The organism is Caenibacillus caldisaponilyticus, assembly GCF_002003465.1.
Classification (GTDB): domain Bacteria; phylum Bacillota; class Bacilli; order Bacillales; family Sporolactobacillaceae; genus Caenibacillus; species Caenibacillus caldisaponilyticus.
In genome coordinates this window covers 1-22,473 of record NZ_BDDQ01000018.1, presented here as the reverse complement: position 1 = coordinate 22,473, position 22,473 = coordinate 1, and the positions used below count along the sequence as shown (strand labels likewise).

Below are 22,473 nucleotides of genomic sequence, written 5' to 3'. Positions count from 1 at the left end.
GTTTAGCGTTTGACAAATCCGGCGATGAAAAAGCCGTCCGTTCCGAAATCGTGGGGAAGAATTTGGCACATCGACCGCCCTTTCCAATGACCGCGGCGCCGGACCGCCTCGGGCAAGCGCTCCCAAAGGGTATCATCGGGCACGATGTCTTTCCTAGCTTGGCAAAAGGCCTCGGCCGTTCCGATGTTTTCCGCCTGGTCGATCGTGCACGTGCTGTAGACGAGCCTGGCTCCCTTCTTCAACAGCGGGACGACGGCATTTAACAGTTCGAGTTGCAAACGGGCGATCGCGGCCACATCGTCCATCGATTTTTGATATTTAATCTCGGGCTTGCGGCGAATCACACCGAAGCCGCTGCAGGGGGCATCCACCAATATGCCGTCGAAGGCTTCGGGACCGAACGCCGCGGGCGCCCGGCGCGCGTCGAGCGCTTGGGCCGTGACGGACGTCAAACCGAGGCGCTTGGCCTGGCGGTCGATCAAACCGATTTTGTGCTCGTGAATGTCGAGGGCAACCACCGTTCCGGTATCGTTCATGAGTTCGGCGAGATGGGTTGTCTTGCCTCCGGGCGCCGCGCAAGCATCCAAAATGGTCATGCCCGGTTGGGGGCCGAGCGCGCGCGCGACCAGCATGGAACTTTCATCTTGTACCGTTGCCTTTCCATTTATATATACGGGATGATCGGTGAGTTTTCCTTTTTTGATGACGATCGCGTCCTCCGACACCCGCCCTTTCTCCGCCTCAATGCCACTTTTTTTGAGCTCCGCGATCACCTCGTCGCGCGACGCCTTCAAGCGGTTGACCCGGGCGGTGACGGCCGGAGGTTCATTATTGGCCTGACAAATCATCCGCGCCGTCTCGCGCCCGTATTGTTTGCGCCAGCGGTCGATCAACCAGGCGGGGTGGCTGAACATGACGGCTTCCCGTTCCAATTCGTCTTCAATCGCGGCGACTTCCGGCAAGCCTTCCCGTATCAGACGCCGGAGCACGGCATTGACAAACCCGGCGACGCGCGGGCCTCCCCTTTTCTTGGCGATCGCGACCGCCTCGCTGGTGATCGCGTGCGGCGGGATCTTATCGAGATACGCAAATTGGTAGACGGAGAGGCGCAACAATTCGCGCACCCACGCTTTCGTTCGATTCCGCGCGTTCAAAAAGGCGCTTAAATAATAATCGATGGTCAGGCGGTGCTGCAGCGTGCCGTAGACGATTTGCGTGAGCAGAGCGGCATCCCGCGCTTCGTAGCCCGACGTCTCGATCGCGTGATGGAGGGCCAGCGGGCTGTAGGCACCATCGCGCTCAATCTTAAGCAAAAGGTCGAGGGCGGCCGCGCGCACATTCCGCCGATCGCCGTCAGCCACCGAGAATCTCCCCTACGTTTATGGAAACCCCGTTTAAAAATGCGGAGGCCGGCATGCGCCGTTTTCCCGCCGGCTGGCATTCGACGACTTTAATGGCCACCTCATCCCCGGTTTTGACGACAAAACCGTCGGGCTCGACCGCCAACACAGTCCCCGCCGGAACGTCGGCCGACCGTTCCGTTTTCACGGCTTTCCAAATCTTCAACGGCTGGCCGCGGAAGATCGTGTAAGCGCCCGGGAACGGATCAAGCCCGCGGATGTGATTGTAGACGGCTTCCCCGGGGCGGGTCCAATCGATGCGTTCATCTTCTCGGGTTAAGGTGGACACATAGGTGGCGCGCGCTTCATCCTGCTTGATGGGCGTGATGTTTCCCGATACGAGCGCCGGGAGCGTCTCGATCAACAAGTCGGCGCCCGCTTTTGCCAACTTGTCGTGGAGCGTGCCGACGTTGTCGTCCTCTTCGATCGCCACTTTTTTTTGCGAGAGAATGTCGCCGGCGTCCAATTCTTTGACCATATACATGATCGTCACGCCGGTCTCTTTTTTGCCGTCCATAATCGCCCGATGGATGGGTGCCGCGCCCCGGTATTCCGGGAGCAGGGAGGCGTGAACGTTGATCGCTCCGTATTTCGGCGCTTCAAGGAGCGACACCGGCAGAATTTGCCCGTACGCGCACGTCACGATGAGATCGGGCTGATAGCGAAGCACCTCTTCCTGAGCTTCCCGTTTCCGAATTTTTTCCGGTTGCAACACCGGGATGCCGCGCGCTTCGGCCAATCGTTTGACCGGCGGCGGCGTCAGGCGCTTTTTCCGGCCGACGGGGCGGTCGGGCTGGGTGACGACGGCGACAACATGATAGGATTCATCCAGTAGTCGAGCGAGCACCGGAACGGCGAAATCCGGCGTTCCCATGAATACGATGTTCATTGAATCATCCTTTGCTGAACGAGTTGGCTTATCATTAGCTTCCCCGCGTGGAGGGTGGCGGCAAATGTGAAGATCATTCATGTATCGTCCAAAGCGCAGGCCGGGGCGGCCCACGCCGTTGCTTGTTACATCATGGAATAAGGATTGATGTCGATGGAAACCGACATCCCCTCTTTAACCGGAGCATCTTGATAATGTTCGACGATTTTTTTCAAGGTTTCTAGCAAACGCGATTCGTTTTTATATTTTACCATGCACTGGCACCGATATCTATCTTTGATCCGCGCGACGGCCGGAAAGACCGGACCGAGAACCACGGCATCTTGGGAAAGGCGCTTCTTCAAGTAACGGGCGATGTCCTGAGCCGTATCTGCGGCTTTGATCGGCGTTTCATGGGTGACGGTGATGAGCGTCAAAAAATAGTACGGCGGATAGGCCCGTCTTTTCCTCATCGTCATTTCCCGTTCATAGAAAGCCGTATAATCGTGGCGGGCGCTCAGCTCGATCGCGTAATGGTCGGGCGCATACGTTTGGACGACGACTTCTCCGTCCAAATCGCGGCGGCCGGCGCGGCCGGCGACTTGCGTTAACAATTGAAAGGTTCTTTCCGCCGCCCGAAAATCGGGAAGGCGCAGCATCGCATCGGCGGCGAGCACCCCGACGAGCGTGACGTTCGGAAAATCCAAGCCTTTGGCGATCATTTGCGTTCCGAGCAGGATATCGGCTTCGCCGGCGCCGAAAGCTTTCAATAAACGTTCATGCGCCCCTTTGCGCTGCGTCGTATCGACATCCATGCGAATGACGCGCGCTTCCGGCAACAGCTTGGCCAGCTCTTCCTCCACCTTTTGCGTCCCCGAACCGAAAAAGCGGATGTGCGCGCCGCCGCAGCGCGGGCACGTTCTTGGTACGGGCTCGATATAGCCGCAATAATGGCATTTCATCTGACCGCCGGCGCTCCGGTGGTAGGTCAAGGAAATGTCGCAATGCGGACAAGACAAAACATGGCCGCAATCCCGGCACAAAACGAATGTCGAATAGCCGCGGCGATTTAAAAACAGGACGGATTGCTCGCCTTTCTCCAGGCGGTCCTTGAGCTTTTCAAAGAGCGTCCGGGAAAACATGGAGTGGTTGCCGGCGCGCAATTCATCGCGCATGTCGACGACCTCGACGGGCGGCAGCGGTTTTCCGTTGATGCGCTTGGACAAAACGGAAAGTTCGTACACGCCTTTTTTCCCGCGCGCATAAGATTCCATGGACGGCGTCGCGCTTCCGAGGATGACCGGACAGCTGTGATAGCGGCCGCGAAAAGCGGCGACTTCGCGGGCGTGGTAGCGCGGCGTTTCTTCTTGTTTATAACTCGTCTCGTGCTCTTCATCGATGACGATGAGCCCGAGATTGGTAAACGGCGCGAACACCGCCGAACGCGCGCCGACCGCGACCGACACTTCTCCGCGATGGATTTTCCGCCATTCGTCGTACTTTTCCCCGCGGCTCAAACCGCTGTGCAACACGGCGACTTCGGAACCGAACCGGCTTTTGAAACGCTCAACCATTTGCGGAGTCAAAGAAATTTCCGGGACGAGCACGATCGCTTCGCGCCCGGCTTCAATGACCTTTTCGATCGCTTGGAGATAGATTTCCGTTTTGCCGCTCCCCGTGACGCCGTGGCACAGATGGATCCGATGGTTTTTCGCGGCGATGTCGCGAAGGATGGGTTCCATGGCCCGCCTTTGTTCGGCGGTCAACGCCGGTTTGTCCCGGCCGGCAGCCTGCTTTCGATATGGGTCGCGATACACTTCCCGCTCGGTCTCAACCAGCAGGCCTTTTTCGATCAAGGCTTTGATGGTCGTCCGGGTGACCTGCAAGGCGTCGGCGAGATGGGCGGTCGCCACTTCATGTCCGGCGGGGGACTTCAAAAAATACTCGATCACTCGCCGCTGTTTCGGCGCCCTTTTTCCGATTTCCTCAAGATATGCGGTCAACCGCTCCTTGGAAACCGCGGCGCGCACGACTTTTTCGGTCATGATGCCGCCTTTTTGTTCCACCTTTTCAATCGCCCGCAGCGCGCCGGACGAAAGGGCGCGTTTGATCTCTTTTAAATATTGACGGTTCTGCTTTTGCAACACGTCCCAATCCCAAACGCGGCCGTTTTCAAAAAGCGGCAGAAGGCGCGGATGTTCGCTTTTCAGACGGCCGCCGTCCGCGACGGCGATCTGCTTGTGATAATCGGCTTTTAACGCCGCCGGCAGCATCGCCTGATATGCGGATATTTTAAAACAAAGCGTCTCTTCGGCCAACCAGTCGCCGAGCGCGAGCAATTCCGGCGTTAAAACCGGCTGTTGGTCGACGAGCGTCTCGATCGGCCGCAAACGGTCATGGTCAAATGCCGACGTGTCGGTGAGGTCGACGACGAAGCCGAGCCGTTTGCGCGCGCCGAATGGGACGATGACGCGCGCGCCCCGTTCGATGACGTCTTCCATGCCGGAAGGGACGAGGTAATCGAACGGCCTGTCCGTCTGGCGGGTCGCCAGATCGACGATGACTCGGGCGATCATGCGCCATCACCCGAAGCGAACAAACGGTTCAATTCGTTGCAAATTTCATCGGCCACCCGCTTTTTTGACATGACCGCGAGCGGCTTGACGCGTCCGTCGCGGAAATAGAAGGTGACTTGGTTATTGTCGGAACCGAAGCCGATGTCCGCGCGGGCGACGTTGTTGGCGACAATCATGTCCAAATTTTTGGCATGCAGCTTTTTCCGCGCATATTGGTCGATGTTCTCCGTCTCGGCGGCGAAACCGATCAAAATCTTTTTCGTTTTCCGGCGCCCGAGTTCTTCGAGAATGTCGGGATTGGGAACGAGATCAATCGACCAGTCGGCCTGCGCTTTTTTGATCTTTTGCGCGCTGACGACGGCAGGCCGGTAATCGGAAACCGCGGCGGTTTTGACCACCGCGTCGACATCGTCGTACCGTTCGGTGACCGCCCGGTACATCTCTTCGGCCGTCTCCACCGCGACGAACTCCGCCACGTTCGGAGGTTGGAGCGCCGTCGGCCCGCTGATGAGGGTGACGTGCGCCCCCCGCGCCGCGGCCGCTTCGGCGATCGCATAACCCATTTTTCCCGACGAGCGGTTGGTGATATAACGGACCGGGTCGATTTTCTCCACCGTCGGGCCCGCCGTGACCAAAATGCGGCGGCCGGCGAAGTCATGCGCACGCTTCGATGAAAAATGCGCTTCAATCATCTGAAAAATCGCTTCGGGTTCTTCCATCCGGCCCTTCCCGACCCAGCCGCAAGCGAGCTGGCCCTCGCCGGGTTCGATCAAACGGTAGCCGTATTCAAGGAGCTTGTTCAAATTTTGTTGAACAGCGGGATGGGTATACATGTTCACGTTCATCGCCGGCGCGATCCAAACCGGGGCTTTGGAAGCCAAAACGGTCGTCGTCAACATATCATCGGCGATCCCCGCCGCCAGTTTGGCGATGATATTGGCGGTCGCCGGGGCGATGACGATGAGGTCGGCGCGATCGGCCAGATCGATGTGGGCGATTTGCTTCGGATCCGCTTCCGCGAACAGATCGTCATGAACCGGCCGATGGGACAATGCTTGAAAAGTGAGAGGCGAAACGAACGCTTTCGCTTCCCGCGTCATGACGACGTGGACCGCCGCGCCCGCCTTCGCCAACAGGCTCGTGAGCGTGCAAGCCTTATAGGCGGCGATCCCGCCGGTCACCCCCAAAATGATTTCTTTTTGTTCCAGTGCCATTCGAAACCCTCTCCAATCCATTCTTAGTCAGGACAACCGGGAAGCGATCGGCCCGCACGAATCGAAGCGGGGGCGATCCTCCAAGCCGGAGCGAGCCCATTTGCAAAGGTAAACATGCAAAAAACAACAACCGGAACGGTTGTTGCTTAAAAAACGGCCTCAATACTCGTAATCGATCACGCCCGCGTTGATCTCCTCAAGCGCCTTGCCGACTTCTTTATGCGACTTCGGATCTTCAATCAAGAGTTTTTCTTTGTTTTGCAGCTCGCGGGCTCTTTTGGCGGACAGCGTCACGAGCGTGTATTTCGAGTGGATCCGATCGAGGAGCGAATCGATCGATGGATAGAGCATCATCGGCCATCAACCTCCGTTAACATTTTATATTTTTCAATCACCCGCGAACGGCGGCAATGTTCGGCAACGACAACGGCCTCGATGCGATCGCAGGCGCGTTCGACTTCATCGTTTTCAATGACATAGTCGTAATGCTTCATCATTTCGAGTTCCTCGCGGGCGACGGACAAGCGATTTTCGATCAATTCCTCGCTTTCGGTGCCCCGGTTCGTAATCCGTTTTTTCAACTCGTTGAGGCTCGGCGGAACGAGAAAGATAAAGACGCCGTCCGGGTAATTCTTCTTGACTTTCATCGCGCCTTGCACTTCGATTTCAAGCAGGACGTCGCGTCCCGACTCCAGCGTTTTTTCCACGTATTCGAGCGGCGTGCCGTAGTAGTTGCCGACGTATTCCGCCCACTCGAGCAATTGGTTCTTCGCGATCATCTCTTCGAATTGTTCGCGGGTTTTAAAGAAATAGTCGACGCCGTCCCGTTCGCCCGCTCTGGGTTTTCTCGTCGTCGCCGACACCGACACGGCGAGATTGGTCCCGCGCGCTCTGAGCGCCCGACAGACCGTGCCCTTGCCGACGCCGGACGGCCCCGACAAAACAATTAACAAGCCTTTCTCTTTATAAGCCATAGAAAGCCACCGTCAATTCCCTTCTGCATGGTTTTCGTCTTGTTGCGTCAAGCGCCCGGATACGGTTTCCGGCTGTACGGACGACAGGATGACGTGATCGCTGTCCATGACGATGACCGCTCGCGTGCGCCGGCCGTACGTTGCATCGATCAGCTTGTTTTGTTCGCGGGCGATCTTGATGAGCCGTTTGATGGGTTGCGATTCCGGGCTGACGATCGAGACGATCCGGTTCGCCGATGCGATGTTCCCGAAACCGATATTGATTAATTTAACCATTTCCCCTAACCCCCCATTGCCTTTCGCGCTCATTCGATGTTTTGCGCTTGCTCTCTTATTTTTTCCAGCTCGCTTTTGGCCATGACGACCGCCAGCGCAATTCCTTCATCATTGGATTTGGCCCCGATGGTATTGATCTCGCGGTTCATCTCTTGAACGAGAAAATCGAGCTTTCGTCCCTTCGGTTCCTCCTCATCCAAAAAACGAAGAAATTGGCGGATATGGCTGTCGAGCCGGGTCAATTCCTCAGTGATATCCGATTTATCTACAAAAACGGCCACCTCATTCAACAGGCGGGTTTCATCGATGTCCACGCGGCCGTTCAAAAAATCGCGCACTCTTTGCTCCATTTTTTCCCGGTGCGCTTGGACGGCTTGCGGGACACGATCTCGGATCGCCTCGATCTGCCGCTTCAACGCATCCAGGCGGAGGCGCATATCCTTTTCGATATGGCGCCCTTCTTCCAGGCGCATCGCGCATAAGGCATCCAAAGCCTCGCTGAGGGTCTCCGTGATGAGCGGTTCGACTTCTTCGAGCGGTTTTTCCCGTTCTTTTATTTTAAATACGTCCGGGAGCCGAACGAGGTCGCCTGCCGTAAGTTCGTTTGAAAGTCCATAGCGGCGGGCGGCGGAAGCGAGGGCGGACAGGTATTGATCGAGCAATGCCCAATCCATCTCCAACACCGTTTCGGCAAGCGCCATCCCTTCGACGGCGATGCCGACCCGGACTTTTCCGCGTTGAACCCGTTCCGCAATCATCCGTTTTAATGGTTCTTCCAAATATGTGAGTGATTTGGGCAGTGAAAACGCGATGTCCAGATAACGGCCGTTTTCCGCCTTCATCTCCACCGTGACGGAGCGGTTTCCTTCCGTCCGGAACGCGCGTGCGTAACCTGTCATGCTTTTTAACATTTTATCACATCCATCGTTAATTCTAAACAAAATTCGGCGGATCAACAAGTAGGCGACTTTGCATCGGCCATGCGCGTGATCGCCGTCTTGTTCGCGTTCATGATATACTTTGTTGAAGAAGGAGTGGATGTTTCCATGTCTTTTGACGGCATCGTCACCCGGGCCGTCGTTCGCGAGCTCGAACGCGTGCTCGAAAGGGGCCGGGTGGCGAAGATCCATCAGCCTTTTAAAACCGAATTGGTTCTCGTCATCCGCGCCCGCGGAAAGAACCATAAATTGCTCCTATCGGCCCATGCGCAATACGCGCGCATGCACTTGGTCAAAGAGACGCCGGATAACCCGCCGGAACCGCCCGCGTTTTGCATGGTTCTGCGCAAGCATCTCGAAGGCGCCGTCCTCGAGTCGATCGAACAAGTCGGCTATGAACGGATCGTCCATTTAAACTTTCGCGGCAAAAACGACATCGGCGACGACGTCACCAAGCGGCTCGTCGTCGAAATCATGGGCAAACACAGCAACATCATTCTAATCGACGCCGAGAGCCAAACGATCATCGATGCGGTCAAGCGGTTGTCGCCGGCTGTCAACCGCCACCGCACGGTGCTACCCGGAGCGATATATGTCTCGCCTCCGGATTGGGGAAAGCTCGACCCGGCGAAAGCCGAGCGCGACGATTTTTTGAAGCGGCTCGATTTTAATGCCGGCAAATTGGAAAGCCAAATCAGCGGGGCCGTCGACGGATTCAGCCCGCTGATCGCGCGCGAATTGCTCCATCGCGCCGGTCTGCCGACGCGGGAAGCCGTTGTCAAGGCGTTTTTGGACCTCCAAGCCGAGCTCCGATCGGAAGCCTTTCATCCGGCCATCTATCGGTCGGAAAACGGCAAAGACGCCTTTCACGTTCTGCCCATGTCGCACTTGGCCGGCGAAGAAGCCTTTGCCAGCGTGAGCGCAATGCTCGAAGCCTTTTATGCCCGCAAAGCCGAAAGCGATCTCGTCCGCCAGCGCGTCTCCGATTTGCACCGCATCGTCACTAATGAAAAGAAAAAGAATGAAAGAAAGCTGAAAAAACTGCAAACGGAGTTGCGCGAAGCGGAAGACGCCGAGCGCTATCGGCTCTTCGGCGAGCTCTTGACGGCCAACCTGCATCTCGCAAAAAAGGGCGACCGCGAACTCGAAGCGGTCAATTATTATGACGAGCAACAACAGACGATCACGATTCCGCTCGACCCGAACAAAACGCCTTCGGAAAACGCCCAGGGCTATTTTCGCAAATATGCGAAGTTAAAAACGGCCAAAAAAGAGATCGTCAAACAAATCGAACAGACCCGGGAAGAGATCGCCTACCTTGAAAGCGTCGCCCAACAAATCGAAACGGCTTCATTAAAGGACATCGCCGAGATTCGCGAGGAGCTTGAAGAAGGCGGCTACGTGCGCCGGCGCACGGCAGCGCAGCGGAAAGCGAAGCCGCAACGGCCCGAACCCGAGCGCTATGTTTCATCGGAAGGCGCGGTGATCCTCGTTGGAAAAAACAACCGGCAAAACGACTATTTGACGACCCGGCTCGCCTCGCCCGACGATACATGGCTCCATGCCAAAGACAGCCCCGGTTCCCACGTCGTCATCCGCGCAAAAACGTTTGGCGAACGGACGCTGCTTGAAGCGGCGGGACTGGCGGCTTATTTCAGCAAGTCCCGGCTGTCAAGCCGCGTCCCCGTCGATTACACGCTCATCCGCCATGTGCGCAAGCCGAGCGGAGCGAAACCCGGATACGTCATCTATGACCATCAAAAAACCGTCTTCGTCACCCCCGACGAATCGCTCGTCGCCCGTTTGAAAGAAAACGCCAAAGGCTGAGAAGCGCTTTCGCTTTCTCAGCCTTTGTTTTTTTATGTCCTGTATACCAGGGATATCCAAGCCAAACCGGCCATCGCGGCATCACGGCTGGCGCCTTTTGCTTCCTTTTTGTCAAAACGCTAAGCCCGCTTTCAATGATTCGGCGCCCGACTGAATCCATACGAGCACAAACGTTAGAAAAACAACGCGGCCTCTCCGCCGAAAAATCCAGCACGGCCTTCACCCCGGCGTGGCGGGCGTTTTCACCGCTCATGGAAGAAGGACGGATGCGCACAACATAAGGCGGCTTGCTTACAAAAAAAACTGCCATTGCCCGTGCCTCAACAATGCTCGGGCGATGGCAGGCATTCATCATTTGCTCAATGGTTTTCTTTTATGAAACAAGTACTCAACCGACTGTTTCGCTGAACCGTAGGCTTCATTTTTCGACGTCAAATACGTATACAACGCGCCCATAAATAAAGCGCCGCCGACGATGTTGCCCAATGTGACGGGAATAATGTTGTGCACCACGCCGGCCAAGTTGATCGCCTCTGGATGCGGAACGGCCAAAGCCAGGGAAAAGAGGACGAAATTGGCGATGGAGTGTTCGTAGCCGGAAGCAAAAAAGATAAAGACGATGAGAATCATTGAAAAGACTTTAGCCGTATCCTCTTTCATCTGCATCGGAATAAAAATCGCCAAGCAGACGAGCCAGTTACAGAGAATGCCTTTAACAAAGAGCTGCAAAGTGGTGGCCTCTATTTTTTTCTCCGCCACGAGAAATAATAAATGCTCTTTCGGAAGATGATCAAAAACGCCGGACAGGGAAATCAGAAAGGCAAAAAAGACGGCCCCCAATAAATTGCCGCTATAACAAGCCAGCCAATTACGCAGCAAATCTTTAATAGTCGTCGTTTTGTGCAAGGTGCTGACGGTAAAATACATTGTATTGCCGGTAAACAGTTCGGCCTCGCCGTACATGATTAAGACTAAAGCGATGCCGAAAAAAATGCCGCTGACTAAATAAGTCGCCGGCGAATTCGCCGCACGGAAAAATTCCCCCACACGAAAACAGAGAACGAGCGCGAATCCGATGTACACCCCGGCCAAGGCAGCCCGCGTCATATATTGGATAAGGGAGCGGTCTATAATTTTGCGTTTTTTTAAGGCCGCTTCTTTACATTTTCGAATGGCTTCCATCACTCCGTCACTTCTCTTTCATTGCGTTTTATCCATACGTCATATAACCATATGCTTTTTTAACTATTTTTCAACCGGTCGAAGCAAATGTTAAAGCAAATGTCAACTCTACTTGTTGCAATCGTTTACTAAAAAAATAATGGCTGCGTGAAAGTGATGTTTTTTACAGAAAGCCTTCGCCTCTGTTCTTCATTTCCACCCGAAAATTGGCAGAATACCCCTTAACAGTCAATCATTTAAAATGACATAAAGATGATTTAAGAGCATGGCAAGTTTGCCGACGTGAAGTTATAAAGAGGGCTGCCCGTTGTGCAGAAATCGATGCGGTTCATTTGAACGCCACGCCTGATCGTCAGAAAAAAATTGAAAGGCCGAGAGAACGGAAACATTCTCCCAGCCTTTGTTCCATATGTTCATCATGCCTTATAGGCCAAGGTGATCAAAGCCAAGCCATCCATCGCGGGATAATGGATGACGCCTTCCGCTCCCATTCGGTTCAGCAGGGCGGTGAGCCCGCTTTCCGAATAACGGTGCCTCCGGACCGCGACCTTCGCCCATTGCTGTAAAGCTTCTTTTTCAAAAGCGGCCAATTGATGCCTTTCAATATAAGCGGCTGCCGCCTCTTCCGTCATTCTTTCTCCCGGATTGAGCATGGCGATTTGCCCTTTGGTTTTCGCGACCCGCAACATTTCCCGCATGCCTTTTTCCGGTTCGGGCAAAAGAAACATGACGCATGCGGAAAGAACGAGGTCAAAAGCGGACGCTTCAAAAGGAAGAGAAACGGCATCTCCGACATAAAACGCCGTCGTGTCCGCAAACCCGGCCATGCGGGCGTTTTCACGGCTTTTTTCAACCATTTTCTCCGAAAGATCGACACCGACCATTCGCGCGGTCTTCGCCGCGCCGCACAGCAACAGCCTCCCCGTCCCGCAACCGACATCAAGGACGCACTTGCCGCCCCAATCGCCGGTGAGGGACACGAGGCGGCGATGCAAAGCCGCCAGCCAAGCGGTTTGCGCCATCCGGTCAAAAAAATCGACGAGCGCATCAAATGTTTCCGCTGGGAATTTTCGCACCCTATCCCTCCATTCGTTTACCCATCACGTACTCTTTCTCGTAGGAATTTTAACATATTTCAAAACGATATAGTTTGAAAAAAATGCCGGCACTGCCGGCGCTGATTCATAAAACGGGGCGCTTGGATAACGTTCGCCTGTCCGTTCACTTCCCATGGACGGACATCCGCGTCAGCCATGGTCGCAAGCCGATTGATTATTAAGGACGCTTTAATGGTAATGCCGGCTTCAGCCGACCCGCCAATCCGGACCGTCGGGGGCGCGATGCCACTTCTCAAGCCGCCGCAACCCGCCGTCATCGATCACCTGTTTCTCTTTCGCCACTTCGATCAACGCGGAAAAATCGGTCAGCGTGTGATACGGAACGGAAGCGGCTTCGAAACGTTCGGCCGTCCCGTTCAAGCCGTACGTAAAAATCGCGGCCGCTCCCAAGACTTGGGCGCCTTCCTTGCGCAGGGCGGCCACGGCGGCGAGGACGCTTGCGCCCGTTGAGATCAAATCTTCGATGACGACGACTTTCCGTCCCCGGGGAACGAGGCCTTCGATTTGTTTTTTCTTGCCGTGCGCTTTCGCCGAGCTTCTCACGTACACCATCGGCAAGCGCAAGCGTTCGCTGACCCAAGCGGCATGGGGAATGCCGGCGGTGGCGGTGCCGGCGATCACTTCGGCATCCGGAAAATGGCGGCGGACCAAGGTGCTGAGCGCGTCGGCGAACGCGCTGCGGACGTCGGGATAAGAAAGGGTGAGCCGGTTGTCGCAATAAATCGGCGCTTTGAGACCGGAGGACCAGGTAAACGGCTCGTCGGGATTGAGGATGACGGCGTTGATGGCCAGCAATTTTTCGGCGATCACATGCTTAAGCTCGGACATCGGCATGCCTCCATTCTTTGATCACTCTTTCGTATGCCGCGCGCGGATGGGCGGCGCGGGTGATGCTGCGGCCGACGACGATGTAGTCGCTGCCCAGATGCCGCGCCTGTGCGGGCGTCGCCGACCGCTTTTGATCATCGCGGGCATCGCCGGCAAGGCGGATGCCCGGGGTGACGACGAGAAAGCCGGGGGACGTCGCGGCTTTGACGGTCTTCGCTTCCCACGGCGACGCGACCACCCCGTCCAGCCCGGATCGATAAGCGAGCGCCGCATAGTGCGCCACGGTTTCCGGCAGCGGCTTTTTTATCAACAGCTCTTCGGCCAACATCGCTTGATCCGTGCTCGTCAGCTGCGTGACGGCGAGGCAGAGCGGCCGCTTTTCCCCTGCGGGCGTTCCTTCTTCCAGACCTTCAAGGGCGGCGCGCATCATGTTCGTCCCGCCGGCGGCGTGGACGGTCACCATGTCGGCGCCGAGCGCGGCCAAACCGCGCATCGCTTTCCGGACGGTCGTCGGGATGTCGTGAAGTTTTAAATCCAAGAAGACGCAATGGCCTTCCGCTTTCAACATGCGGACGACGTCGGGGCCGAGCCGGTAAAACAGTTCCATCCCGACTTTGACAAAAAGCCCCTCCCCCGCGATCGCGCGGATCAGGCGGCCGAGCGCTTCTGCGGAAGAAACGTCCAATGCTACGATCACGCGGTCCCGCACGGTTTCCAACTCCTTCCGATGAGTTCTGTCACCCGGCGGACGTTGAGGGCGTCCAGTTTTTCCGGTAAAGCTTTGATGATGGCCGGCATGGCGAACGGATCGACGAAATTGGCCGTTCCGACGGCGACGGCGCTCGCGCCGGCGAGCAAAAATTCGATGACGTCGTCCGCCGTCCGGATGCCGCCCATGCCGATGATCGGCAGCTTGACCTTTTGGCTTACCTCATAGATCATGCGGATCGCGATCGGTTTGATCGCCGGTCCGCTCAACCCGCCCGTGGCGTTGGCGAGGACGGGGCGCATCGTCTTCACGTCGATGCGCATGCCGACGAGCGTGTTGATCATGGACAACCCGTCGGCACCGGCTTCTTCCACGGCTTTGGCGACGGCGACGATGTCGGTCACGTTCGGGGAAAGTTTAACGTACACGGGAACGGCGGAGACGGCTTTCACCTTTTCCGTCAGCCGGGCCGCGATCTCCGGATCGGTGCCGAATTGGAGACCGCCCGCCTTCACGTTCGGACAGGAGATGTTCAATTCCAGCGCGGACACAAAGCCGCTTGCAGAAAGGCGTTCCGCCACATAGACGTAGTCCTCGAACGTCGAGCCGGCGACATTCGCGATGATCGGCGCGCGATGGCGCCGGGCAAGTTCCGGCAACACCTCGGCGACGAGGCGGTCGACGCCGGGGTTTTGCAAACCGATGGCGTTCAGCATGCCGCTCGCCGTTTCCGTGACGCGCGGCGTCGGATTGCCGAAACGCGACTCGCGCGTCACCGACTTTAAAACGATGGCGCCCAATTGATCGAGATCGTACAGCGCCCCGAACTCCTTGCCGAAGGCGAAACAGCCCGAAGCCGGCATGATCGGATTTTTCAGGGACAGACCGGGCAGATTGACCGCAAGCCTTTCGGCATCCATCAGAACACCACCTCTCCCGCTTCAAAAATCGGGCCGTCCGCGCAAATTTTCCGGTAAGCCGTCCCGGTTTCATCGTCCTTCACGCGCACGACGCAGGCGAAGCAGGCGCCGAGCGCACAGCCCATTCTTTCTTCCAATGAGAGGAACAACGGTTTGTCGCCGCGCATGGCCGCCAACGCCTGAAGCATGGGGCGCGGGCCGCAGGCAAACATCGCGTCGTAGCGCAGGCCTTCCCCTGCGATCACGTCCGTGACCCGGCCTTTGAAGCCCCGGGAACCGTCCTCGGTGGCGATCCATGTCGGGCCGAGCGCGGAAAAAGCGTCTTCGTAAAAGACATCGCACGCGCTGCGAAACCCGAGGACGTGCATGACGGCAACGCCCCGTGCCGCCAGGCGCTTGGAAAGCTCATAGAGCGGCGGCACGCCGATGCCTCCTCCCACGATCAGCGCGTGCGCCCCGGATGCTAAGCGGTCGGTCGGAAAGCCGTTGCCGAGCGGGCCGAACACGTCCAGGGCATCGCCGACGCGGCAGGCCGCCAACGCCTTCGTTCCGGAACCTTCGGCGCGAAACACGACCGTGAGGCGCTTTTGATCGCCATCCACGCGGCAAATGCTGATCGGCCTTCTAAGCAGCGTTCCGGCCGCTTCCGGACGGATGTGGACGAATTGGCCCGGTGCCTGAACGCGGCGGGCGAGCTCGCCCGTCACGGTCAGTTCAAAGATGTTGCGGGCGATGGACCGGTTGGCAACGACCGTCATGCGTTCGACCCGCATCATACGGTCACCGCCGTTTTCGGCGTTTTCGCGGCGGCAAGCGGTTTTGTGGAAAAAGCGAGCGATTCAAGCACCTTCAATAAGGCGTCGGCGGTGTCGAGCGACGTCAAGCAGACGACGCCGTTTTCGGCGGCTTCACGGCGAATGCGGAACCCGTCCCGGGCCGGCCGCCGGCTTTTGTCCATCGTATTGATGACGAACTGCGCACCGCCGCCCCGGATGATCTCAAGAAGCGTCGGTTTCTTTTCCGAAATCTTGCTCACAACGGTCACGGGCAGGCCCGCTTCGCGCAGGGCCGCGGCCGTGCCTTCCGTAGCGAGAATGTCGTAACCGATCGCCGCGAACCGGCGGGCGAGCGAAAGCGCCGCACCTTTGTCTTTGTCCGCGATCGTAAAGAGCACCGAACCGTGGGTCGGAATCGTCATGCCGCTGGCGAGCAAGCCTTTGTACAGCGCTTTTTCCAATGTGGTATCGCGGCCCATGACTTCCCCCGTCGACTTCATTTCCGGCCCGAGCGTCGTATCGACGCGCTGCAGCTTCGCAAACGAAAACACCGGCACTTTGACGAAAACCTCGTTTGTTTCCTCTTTATAGCCCGTACCGTAGCCAAGCGTCGACAGGCGTTCGCCCAACATCGCTTTCGCCGCGAGGTCCGCCATCGGGACGCCCGTGATTTTGCTTAAGAAGGGCACCGTCCGGCTCGAGCGCGGATTGACTTCCAACACATAAACCTCCCCGCGGTGAATGACGAACTGAATGTTCAACAACCCGACGATTTTCAAGGCGCGGGCGATGGCGATCGTCATCTCCACGAGTTTTTCTTTCAAGGCTTGAGAGAGATTTGGCGACGGGTAAACGGCGATCGAGTCGCCCGAATGGACGCCGGCGCGTTCGATGTGTTCCATGATGCCCGGGATGTAGACGTCGGTGCCGTCGGCAACCGCGTCGACCTCGACCTCCGTTCCGTCGAGATAGCGGTCGATCAAAACCGGGTGGTCCGGGCTGACTTTCACGGCGTTCTCCATGTAATGCACGAGCGCTTCTTCATCCCAAACGATTTCCATCGCCCGCCCGCCGAGGACGTAGGACGGGCGGACGAGGACGGGATAACCGATGCGCGCCGCGATGGCGACCGCTTCATCGACCGAAACGGCGGCGCCTCCGGGCGGTTTGGCGATGCCGAGGCGCTCCAGCAACCGCTCGAATTTTTCGCGGTCTTCCGCTTCATCCATCGCCGCGAGCGGCGTGCCGAGGATGCGGACGCCGCGTTCGGCGAGCTTGGACGCGAGATTGAGGGCGGTTTGTCCGCCGAACTGAACGATGACGCCGACCGGTTTTTCCAATTCGATGACGTGCAGGACGTCCTCGGCCGTCAACGGTTCGACGTACAGTTTGTCGGACACGCTAAAGTCGGTCGACACCGTCTCCGGATTGTTGTTGATGACGATCGCTTCGTATCCGGCTTCCTTGATCGCCCAAATCGCGTGGACGGTCGCGTAATCGAACTCGATGCCTTGCCCGATGCGGATCGGGCCGGAGCCGAGGACGACGACGCTCGATTTTTCGGACCGGATCGATTCGTTTTCCGCCTCGTATGTTCCGTAATAATACGGCGTGGCGCTCACAAATTCACCGGCGCACGTATCGACCATTTTGTATACCGGCAAAAGCCCGTGCGCCATGCGCAAGTCGTAGACGGCGCTCTCCTTCATTCCCCACAGCTTGGCGACGGCGGCGTCGGAGAACCCCGTTTTCTTCGCCTCTCTCAAAATCCCCACATCACCGACAGCGTTTTTCAAACGTTGTTCCATCGCGATGATCTTGGCGAATTTTTGCAAGAAAAAGCGGTCGATGGCCGTCATCTCATGGATGTCAGCGATCGGCACCCCGCGGCGGATCGCCTCGGCTATATAGAAGACGCGGCGGTCGTCCATCGCCCGAATGCCGGACAGCACTTCGTCATCGGCCATGGCCGCAATCTCTTCATCATGAAGATGCGTGTAGCCCGCTTCAAGGGAGCGCACCGCTTTTAAAAATGATTCCTCGAACGTGCGGCCGATGGCCAACACTTCGCCGGTCGCCTTCATCTGGGTTCCGAGCGTGCGGTCGGCCGATTCGAATTTATCAAAAGGCCAGCGCGGAATTTTTGTGACAACGTAATCGACGGCCGGTTCGAAACTCGCGTATGTCGTTCCGGTGACCGCGTTTTTGATTTCATCGAGGCGCAAGCCGACCGCGATTTTGGCGGCGACTTTAGCGATCGGGTACCCGGTCGCTTTCGAAGCGAGCGCCGATGATCGGCTGAGGCGCGGATTGACTTCGATGACGTAGTAGTCGTCGCTCTTCGGGTTGAGGGCGAGCTGGACGTTGCATCCGCCTTCGATTTTCAAGGCGCGCACGATTCGGAGCGCGGCGTTGCGAAGCCGTTGCAAATCGCGGTCGGAGAGCGTTTGACATGGCGCGGTGACGATCGAGTCGCCCGTGTGAATACCGACCGGGTCGACGTTCTCCATCGGACAGATGATGATCGCCCCGTCGGAAGCATCGCGCATCACTTCAAACTCGATTTCCTTGTAGCCCGCAATGCTCTTTTCGATAAGCACCTGATGGACGGGGCTCCGTTTCAAGCCGTTCGCCGCGATGGCCACGAGTTCCGCCTGGTTTTTGGCGATGCCTCCGCCCGTCCCCCCGAGGGTATAGGCCGGCCGGACGATGAGCGGAAAGCCGGCTTCGGCGGCGAACGCTTCGGCTTCCTCCAACGAGGTCACGATGCGGCTGTCGGGAACCGGTTCGCCGAGCTCATGCATGAGACGGCGGAATGCGTCGCGGTCCTCGGCCTTGCGTATGGCGTCCATTCGCGTCCCGAGCAATTCGATGCCGAGTTCCGCGAGAAGTCCCGAGCGTTCGAGTTCGGCCGCCAAGTTCAGCCCGGTTTGGCCGCCGACGGTCGCGAGCAACCCGTCGGGGCGCTCTTTGCGCAAGATGCGGCCGACAAAGTCCGCGGTGAGCGGTTCGATGTAGACGCGGTCGGCGATGTCGGGATCGGTCATGATCGTGGCCGGATTGGAATTGACGAGCACCACCTCATAGCCTTCTTCTTTTAAGGCTTGGCACGCTTGAGTGCCCGAGTAATCGAATTCCGCGGCTTGACCGATGACGATCGGCCCGGAGCCGATGACGAGAATCTTACGGATGTCATGGCGTTTCGGCATGGCTCTTCCCCGCTTTCCTAAAAGTGATCATCGCTTCAAAAAATCGGTCGAACAGGTGGCCGCTGTCTTCCGGTCCGGGCGCCGCTTCAGGATGGAACTGGACGCTAAATGCCGGCCATTCCTTATGAGCGAGCCCCTCGACCGTGCCGTCATTGATGTTGATATGGGTGACGTCAAGCCCGGTATCGGCGAGCGAATCGGGATCGACAGCGTAGCCGTGGTTTTGCGACGTCATGAAAAAGCGGCCCGTCGTCAAGTCTTTGACCGGATGGTTGGCGCCGCGGTGGCCGAACGGCATTTTTACCGTATTTCCCCCGCAGGCGAGCGCCAACAGCTGATGGCCGAGGCAAATGCCGAACAGCGGCGCGCAACCGAGCAAGCGGCGGACGGTGCGGACGGCCTCCGGAACGTCCTTCGGATCTCCGGGACCGTTGGTGAGCAGGATGCCGTCGGGGCGGAGGCCAAGGATCTCCTCGGCCGGCGTCCGCCAAGGAACGATGAGGACGTCGGCGCCGCGGCGAATCACCTCGCGAAGGATGCCTTTTTTCATGCCAAAATCGATGATGACGACGCGCGGGCCCGCGCCCGGACTCGCATACGGCGCTTTCGTCGAAACGCGGTCCACGAGATCGCGCGGAGCCGGACGCCTGCGCAATTCCGCGACTATTTTCTCTTTATTGGCCAAAGCGTTTGTCAGCCGGCCTTTTAATGTACCGTGCGTGCGGATCCGTTTCGTCAGCCGGCGGGTATCGACGCCGGCGAGCCCGGGAATGCCCTTTTCCTTCAACAGGTCGACGAGCGACCGCTCGCTCTTCCAATGGCTCGGCTGGTCGGCGGCTTCTTTTACGATCAGGCCGCAAGCGGCCGGCGCCATCGCTTCAAAATCATCGCGATGGATGCCGTAGTTGCCGATAAGCGGATAGGTCATGACGACGATTTGCCCGCAATAAGACGGATCCGATAAAATCTCTTGATAACCGGTCATGCTTGTATTGAAGACGACTTCGCCTTCCGCTTCGTTTTCGGAACCGAAAGCTTCGCCTTCAAACACCTCGCCGTTTTCCAATACCAACCAACGCTTCATGCGCCAACCCCTCTTCCATCCCAAATCCTTTTTCCTTCGACCATGGTCAAAACCGGCCATCCCTCGACCACGCGGCCCGCAAACGGCGTGTTTTTGCCTTTGGACGCGAATTGATCCGGACGGATCGCGCGCCTGAGCCCGAGATCGACCACGGTGACGTCGGCCGTTGCCCCTTCCTTGAGCGCACCGTACGGAAGGCCGAACGCTTCACACGGCTTGCGCGTCATGAGGTCAATCAAGCGTTCCAATGCGAGCGGCCCGTTCCGGACAAGGTGCGTATAAAGCAGCGGGAACGCGGTTTCCAAACCGACGATGCCGAACGGCGCTTCATCGAGCGGACGCGCCTTTTCCTCGGCCGCGTGCGGGGCATGGTCGGTCGCGATCAAATCGATCGTGCCGTCGAGGAGCCCTTCGATGAGCGCCTCCCGATCTTCACGGCTGCGGAGGGGGGGATTCATCTTATAGTTGGCATCCGCCCCGGGGATGTCCTCTTCCGTCAACAGCAAGTGATGCGGCGTAACCTCGGCGGTGACGGGAAGCCCCGCCCGTTTCGCGGCGCGGATGATGCGGACGGATTCCTTAGCGCTCACATGGCAGACGTGATAATGGCATCCCGCGGCCTCGGCGAGGAGCACGTCGCGGGCGACGTGCACCGCTTCGGCGACGGACGGAAGCCCCGTGAGGCCGAGTTGCCGGACCAAACGGCCGTCGTGAAAGGAACCGCCGCGGATCAGCGTTTCGTCTTCGCAATGGGCGACGATCGCCGCGCCGCACGCCGCCGCGCTTTTCATCGCTTGAAACATCACGCCCGCCGATTGAACGCCCCGTCCGTCATCTGTAAAGGCGAACGCGCCGAGGGCTTTCAAGCGGGCGATGTCCACCACTTCTTCCCCCTTTTGTCCGACGGTGATGGCCGCGTAAGGCAACACGCGCACGTTGGCCGCCTCCCGGATGCGGGCCAACAGCGCCTGCAAAGTCTCCGGCCGGTCGGGGATCGGGTTCGTGTTCGGCATCGCCGCCACCGTCGTAAACCCGCCGCGCGCCGCCGCTGCCGTTCCGGTCGCGATCGTTTCTTTATGTTCGCCTCCCGGTTCGCGAAGATGGACGTGGAGATCGACGAATCCGGGCAGGACGTGGCGGCCGTGGACGTCGACGACTTCGTGGCCGGCGGCCGCGATGCCGGCAGCGATGCGCTTGATACGGCCGGCTTCGATCAAGACGTCGGCCGCGACGAAACGCCCGTCCGTGTAAACCGTGCCGCCCTTCAGCAACACGCCCATGACTTCGCCACCCTCTCTCGTTTGAACGCCCACTCGAGCACCGCCATGCGCACGAACGGACCGGCCTGCATTTGCGCGAAAATCCGTGCATTCGGCGCTTCCACCAACACATCGGCGATTTCGACGCCGCGGTTGACGGGCGCGGGATGCATGATGATCGCCCCGGGCTTCATGAGATGGGCGCGCGCCGCTGTCAGCCCGTAAGCGCGGTGATAATCCGCCACCAATTCGTCTTCGCCGCCGTTATGGCGTTCCAGCTGGATGCGCAATAAATTGACGACATCGGCGCAGCGCACGGCCTCGTCGATCGCCACATATTCGCCGGGAAAATCCGGATCCCGCCATTCCGGCGGACCGGAGAGCACGACGCACGCGCCCATTTTCACAAGCATTTCCGCATTCGAGCGGGCGACGCGGCTGTGCCGCAAATCGCCGATGATGGCTACCGTCACGTCTTTTAACGTCCCGAATTCCCGGCGGATCGTGTACAAATCGATGAGCGTTTGCGTCGGGTGATGACCGCAGCCGTCGCCGGCGTTGATGACGGAAAGCCCGAGCCCTTCCCCAAGCCCCTCATAATAGCCCTCTTCGGGATGGCGGACCACGGCGACGGATACCCCGATGGCTTCGAGCGTTTTCAACGTGTCATAGAGCGTTTCGCCTTTTTTGACGCTGGAAGCCTCTGGCGTCACGTTTAAGACGTGCATGCCAAGACGCTTTTCGGCGACTTCAAAGCTGAAACGCGTTCGGGTGCTCGGTTCGAAAAACAGGTTGGCGGCAAACGTTCCCGATAAATCGGCGGTCGCGCCGCCCGCGGCGAGCGCTTCCGCCCGATCGAGCAGGCGGTGAACGTCATCCGGCGTCCAGTCGGTCAATCGAAACAAATGTCGCAAGTTGATCTCCTCCCCATTACCCATCGAGTAGGAGGGGGTGACGAACCCCCGTCCCCTCACACCACCTAGCATGCGGGTCCGCACTAGGCGGTTCGCCAATCTTGACGGAGTTCAAAATATCTCTGCGTTAAACTCTTCAGCCCTTGCTTAAGCCAGTAGCTTTGCCAAGGGCTTTATGCAATTGAGGCGTCCTTGTCGTACGCCAAGCCCCTTTCCGAGTGTTAGCGATCTCGAACACTTCGTGTTCTTTGAGCCCAAGGGCTCTTAGTTCACGAATTCGAGTTCTCACCCTTTTCCATTGGTGCCAACGGCATAGTCTCAACCTTCTTCTTATCCATTCTTCCAGGCGCTTCAAGGGAGAGGGGGTCTCAATTAACGCGAAGTACCCCATCCATCCCATG

General features: G+C 58.0%; 20 protein-coding genes. 1 reads left to right on the top strand and 19 read right to left on the bottom strand.

Going from position 1 to position 22,473, the window contains the following annotated elements:
* Positions 1 to 2: 2 nt before the first annotated feature.
* From rsmB to CCB157_RS06145, 8 genes are all read right to left on the bottom strand, one after another.
* Complete coding sequence (gene rsmB, locus CCB157_RS06180; RefSeq protein ID WP_077615039.1) at positions 3 to 1,361, bottom strand: 16S rRNA (cytosine(967)-C(5))-methyltransferase RsmB; 1,359 nt, start codon at positions 1,359 to 1,361, stop codon at positions 3 to 5.
* Entirely contained in the window at positions 1,354 to 2,289 is a 936-nt protein-coding gene (gene fmt / locus CCB157_RS06175) for a methionyl-tRNA formyltransferase (protein ID WP_077615038.1), read from the bottom strand. Before fmt ends, rsmB begins: the two co-directional genes overlap by 8 nt.
* Positions 2,290 to 2,414: 125 nt before the next feature.
* A complete protein-coding gene (gene priA / locus CCB157_RS06170) occupies positions 2,415 to 4,844 on the bottom strand; it encodes a primosomal protein N' (RefSeq protein WP_077615037.1) in 2,430 nt (809 codons plus the stop codon).
* The gene (gene coaBC, locus CCB157_RS06165; RefSeq protein ID WP_077615036.1) at positions 4,841 to 6,058 is read right to left on the bottom strand and encodes a bifunctional phosphopantothenoylcysteine decarboxylase/phosphopantothenate--cysteine ligase CoaBC; all 1,218 of its coding nucleotides are present in this window, start codon (positions 6,056 to 6,058) and stop codon (positions 4,841 to 4,843) included. Before coaBC ends, priA begins: the two co-directional genes overlap by 4 nt.
* Positions 6,059 to 6,217: 159 nt before the next feature.
* The gene (rpoZ, locus tag CCB157_RS06160) at positions 6,218 to 6,409 is read right to left on the bottom strand and encodes a DNA-directed RNA polymerase subunit omega (protein WP_077615125.1); all 192 of its coding nucleotides are present in this window, start codon (positions 6,407 to 6,409) and stop codon (positions 6,218 to 6,220) included.
* The gene (gmk, locus tag CCB157_RS06155; RefSeq protein ID WP_077615035.1) at positions 6,409 to 7,032 is read right to left on the bottom strand and encodes a guanylate kinase; all 624 of its coding nucleotides are present in this window, start codon (positions 7,030 to 7,032) and stop codon (positions 6,409 to 6,411) included. Before gmk ends, rpoZ begins: the two co-directional genes overlap by 1 nt.
* A 12-nt stretch (positions 7,033 to 7,044) precedes the next feature.
* Complete coding sequence (gene remA, locus CCB157_RS06150; RefSeq protein WP_077615034.1) at positions 7,045 to 7,308, bottom strand: extracellular matrix/biofilm regulator RemA; 264 nt, start codon at positions 7,306 to 7,308, stop codon at positions 7,045 to 7,047.
* A gap of 29 nt (positions 7,309 to 7,337) precedes the next feature.
* The gene (locus tag CCB157_RS06145) at positions 7,338 to 8,219 is read right to left on the bottom strand and encodes a YicC/YloC family endoribonuclease (protein WP_077615033.1); all 882 of its coding nucleotides are present in this window, start codon (positions 8,217 to 8,219) and stop codon (positions 7,338 to 7,340) included.
* Positions 8,220 to 8,354: 135 nt separating this feature from the next.
* Between CCB157_RS06145 and CCB157_RS06140 the strand changes: the two genes are divergently transcribed.
* Positions 8,355 to 10,073, top strand: a complete 1,719-nt coding sequence (locus CCB157_RS06140; RefSeq protein WP_077615124.1) for an Rqc2 family fibronectin-binding protein — start codon at positions 8,355 to 8,357, stop codon at positions 10,071 to 10,073.
* Positions 10,074 to 10,424: 351 nt separating this feature from the next.
* Here CCB157_RS06140 and CCB157_RS06135 read toward each other — a convergent pair whose 3' ends face one another.
* The 11 genes from CCB157_RS06135 to CCB157_RS06085 all read right to left on the bottom strand — a co-directional run bounded on the left by CCB157_RS06135 (position 10,425) and on the right by CCB157_RS06085 (position 22,463).
* Positions 10,425 to 11,255 (bottom strand): formate/nitrite transporter family protein, encoded by an 831-nt coding sequence (locus tag CCB157_RS06135; RefSeq protein WP_077615032.1) that lies wholly within the window; start codon positions 11,253 to 11,255, stop codon positions 10,425 to 10,427.
* A 416-nt stretch (positions 11,256 to 11,671) separates the two neighbouring features.
* On the bottom strand, positions 11,672 to 12,331 hold the full coding sequence (locus CCB157_RS06130; RefSeq protein WP_238594617.1) for a class I SAM-dependent methyltransferase: 660 nt from the start codon (positions 12,329 to 12,331) through the stop codon (positions 11,672 to 11,674).
* Between the two features lie 228 nt (positions 12,332 to 12,559).
* The gene (gene pyrE / locus CCB157_RS06125) at positions 12,560 to 13,201 is read right to left on the bottom strand and encodes an orotate phosphoribosyltransferase (RefSeq protein ID WP_077615031.1); all 642 of its coding nucleotides are present in this window, start codon (positions 13,199 to 13,201) and stop codon (positions 12,560 to 12,562) included.
* Positions 13,188 to 13,910: an orotidine-5'-phosphate decarboxylase gene (gene pyrF, locus CCB157_RS06120; protein ID WP_077615030.1), complete on the bottom strand. Its 723-nt coding sequence runs from the start codon at positions 13,908 to 13,910 to the stop codon at positions 13,188 to 13,190. Before pyrF ends, pyrE begins: the two co-directional genes overlap by 14 nt.
* Positions 13,895 to 14,830: a dihydroorotate dehydrogenase gene (locus tag CCB157_RS06115; RefSeq protein WP_077615029.1), complete on the bottom strand. Its 936-nt coding sequence runs from the start codon at positions 14,828 to 14,830 to the stop codon at positions 13,895 to 13,897. The genes pyrF and CCB157_RS06115 overlap by 16 nt, the downstream gene beginning before the upstream one ends.
* On the bottom strand, positions 14,830 to 15,606 hold the full coding sequence (locus CCB157_RS06110; protein ID WP_077615028.1) for a dihydroorotate dehydrogenase electron transfer subunit: 777 nt from the start codon (positions 15,604 to 15,606) through the stop codon (positions 14,830 to 14,832). The genes CCB157_RS06115 and CCB157_RS06110 overlap by 1 nt, the downstream gene beginning before the upstream one ends.
* Complete coding sequence (gene carB, locus CCB157_RS06105) at positions 15,603 to 18,815, bottom strand: carbamoyl-phosphate synthase large subunit (protein WP_077615027.1); 3,213 nt, start codon at positions 18,813 to 18,815, stop codon at positions 15,603 to 15,605. The genes CCB157_RS06110 and carB overlap by 4 nt, the downstream gene beginning before the upstream one ends.
* The gene (locus tag CCB157_RS06100) at positions 18,799 to 19,899 is read right to left on the bottom strand and encodes a carbamoyl phosphate synthase small subunit (RefSeq protein ID WP_077615026.1); all 1,101 of its coding nucleotides are present in this window, start codon (positions 19,897 to 19,899) and stop codon (positions 18,799 to 18,801) included. Before CCB157_RS06100 ends, carB begins: the two co-directional genes overlap by 17 nt.
* Complete coding sequence (pyrC, locus tag CCB157_RS06095) at positions 19,896 to 21,179, bottom strand: dihydroorotase (RefSeq protein WP_077615025.1); 1,284 nt, start codon at positions 21,177 to 21,179, stop codon at positions 19,896 to 19,898. Before pyrC ends, CCB157_RS06100 begins: the two co-directional genes overlap by 4 nt.
* A complete protein-coding gene (locus CCB157_RS06090; RefSeq protein WP_077615024.1) occupies positions 21,164 to 22,072 on the bottom strand; it encodes an aspartate carbamoyltransferase catalytic subunit in 909 nt (302 codons plus the stop codon). The genes pyrC and CCB157_RS06090 overlap by 16 nt, the downstream gene beginning before the upstream one ends.
* Before the next feature lie 136 nt (positions 22,073 to 22,208).
* Complete coding sequence (locus tag CCB157_RS06085; RefSeq protein ID WP_238594620.1) at positions 22,209 to 22,463, bottom strand: group II intron maturase-specific domain-containing protein; 255 nt, start codon at positions 22,461 to 22,463, stop codon at positions 22,209 to 22,211.
* Positions 22,464 to 22,473 lie beyond the last annotated feature (10 nt).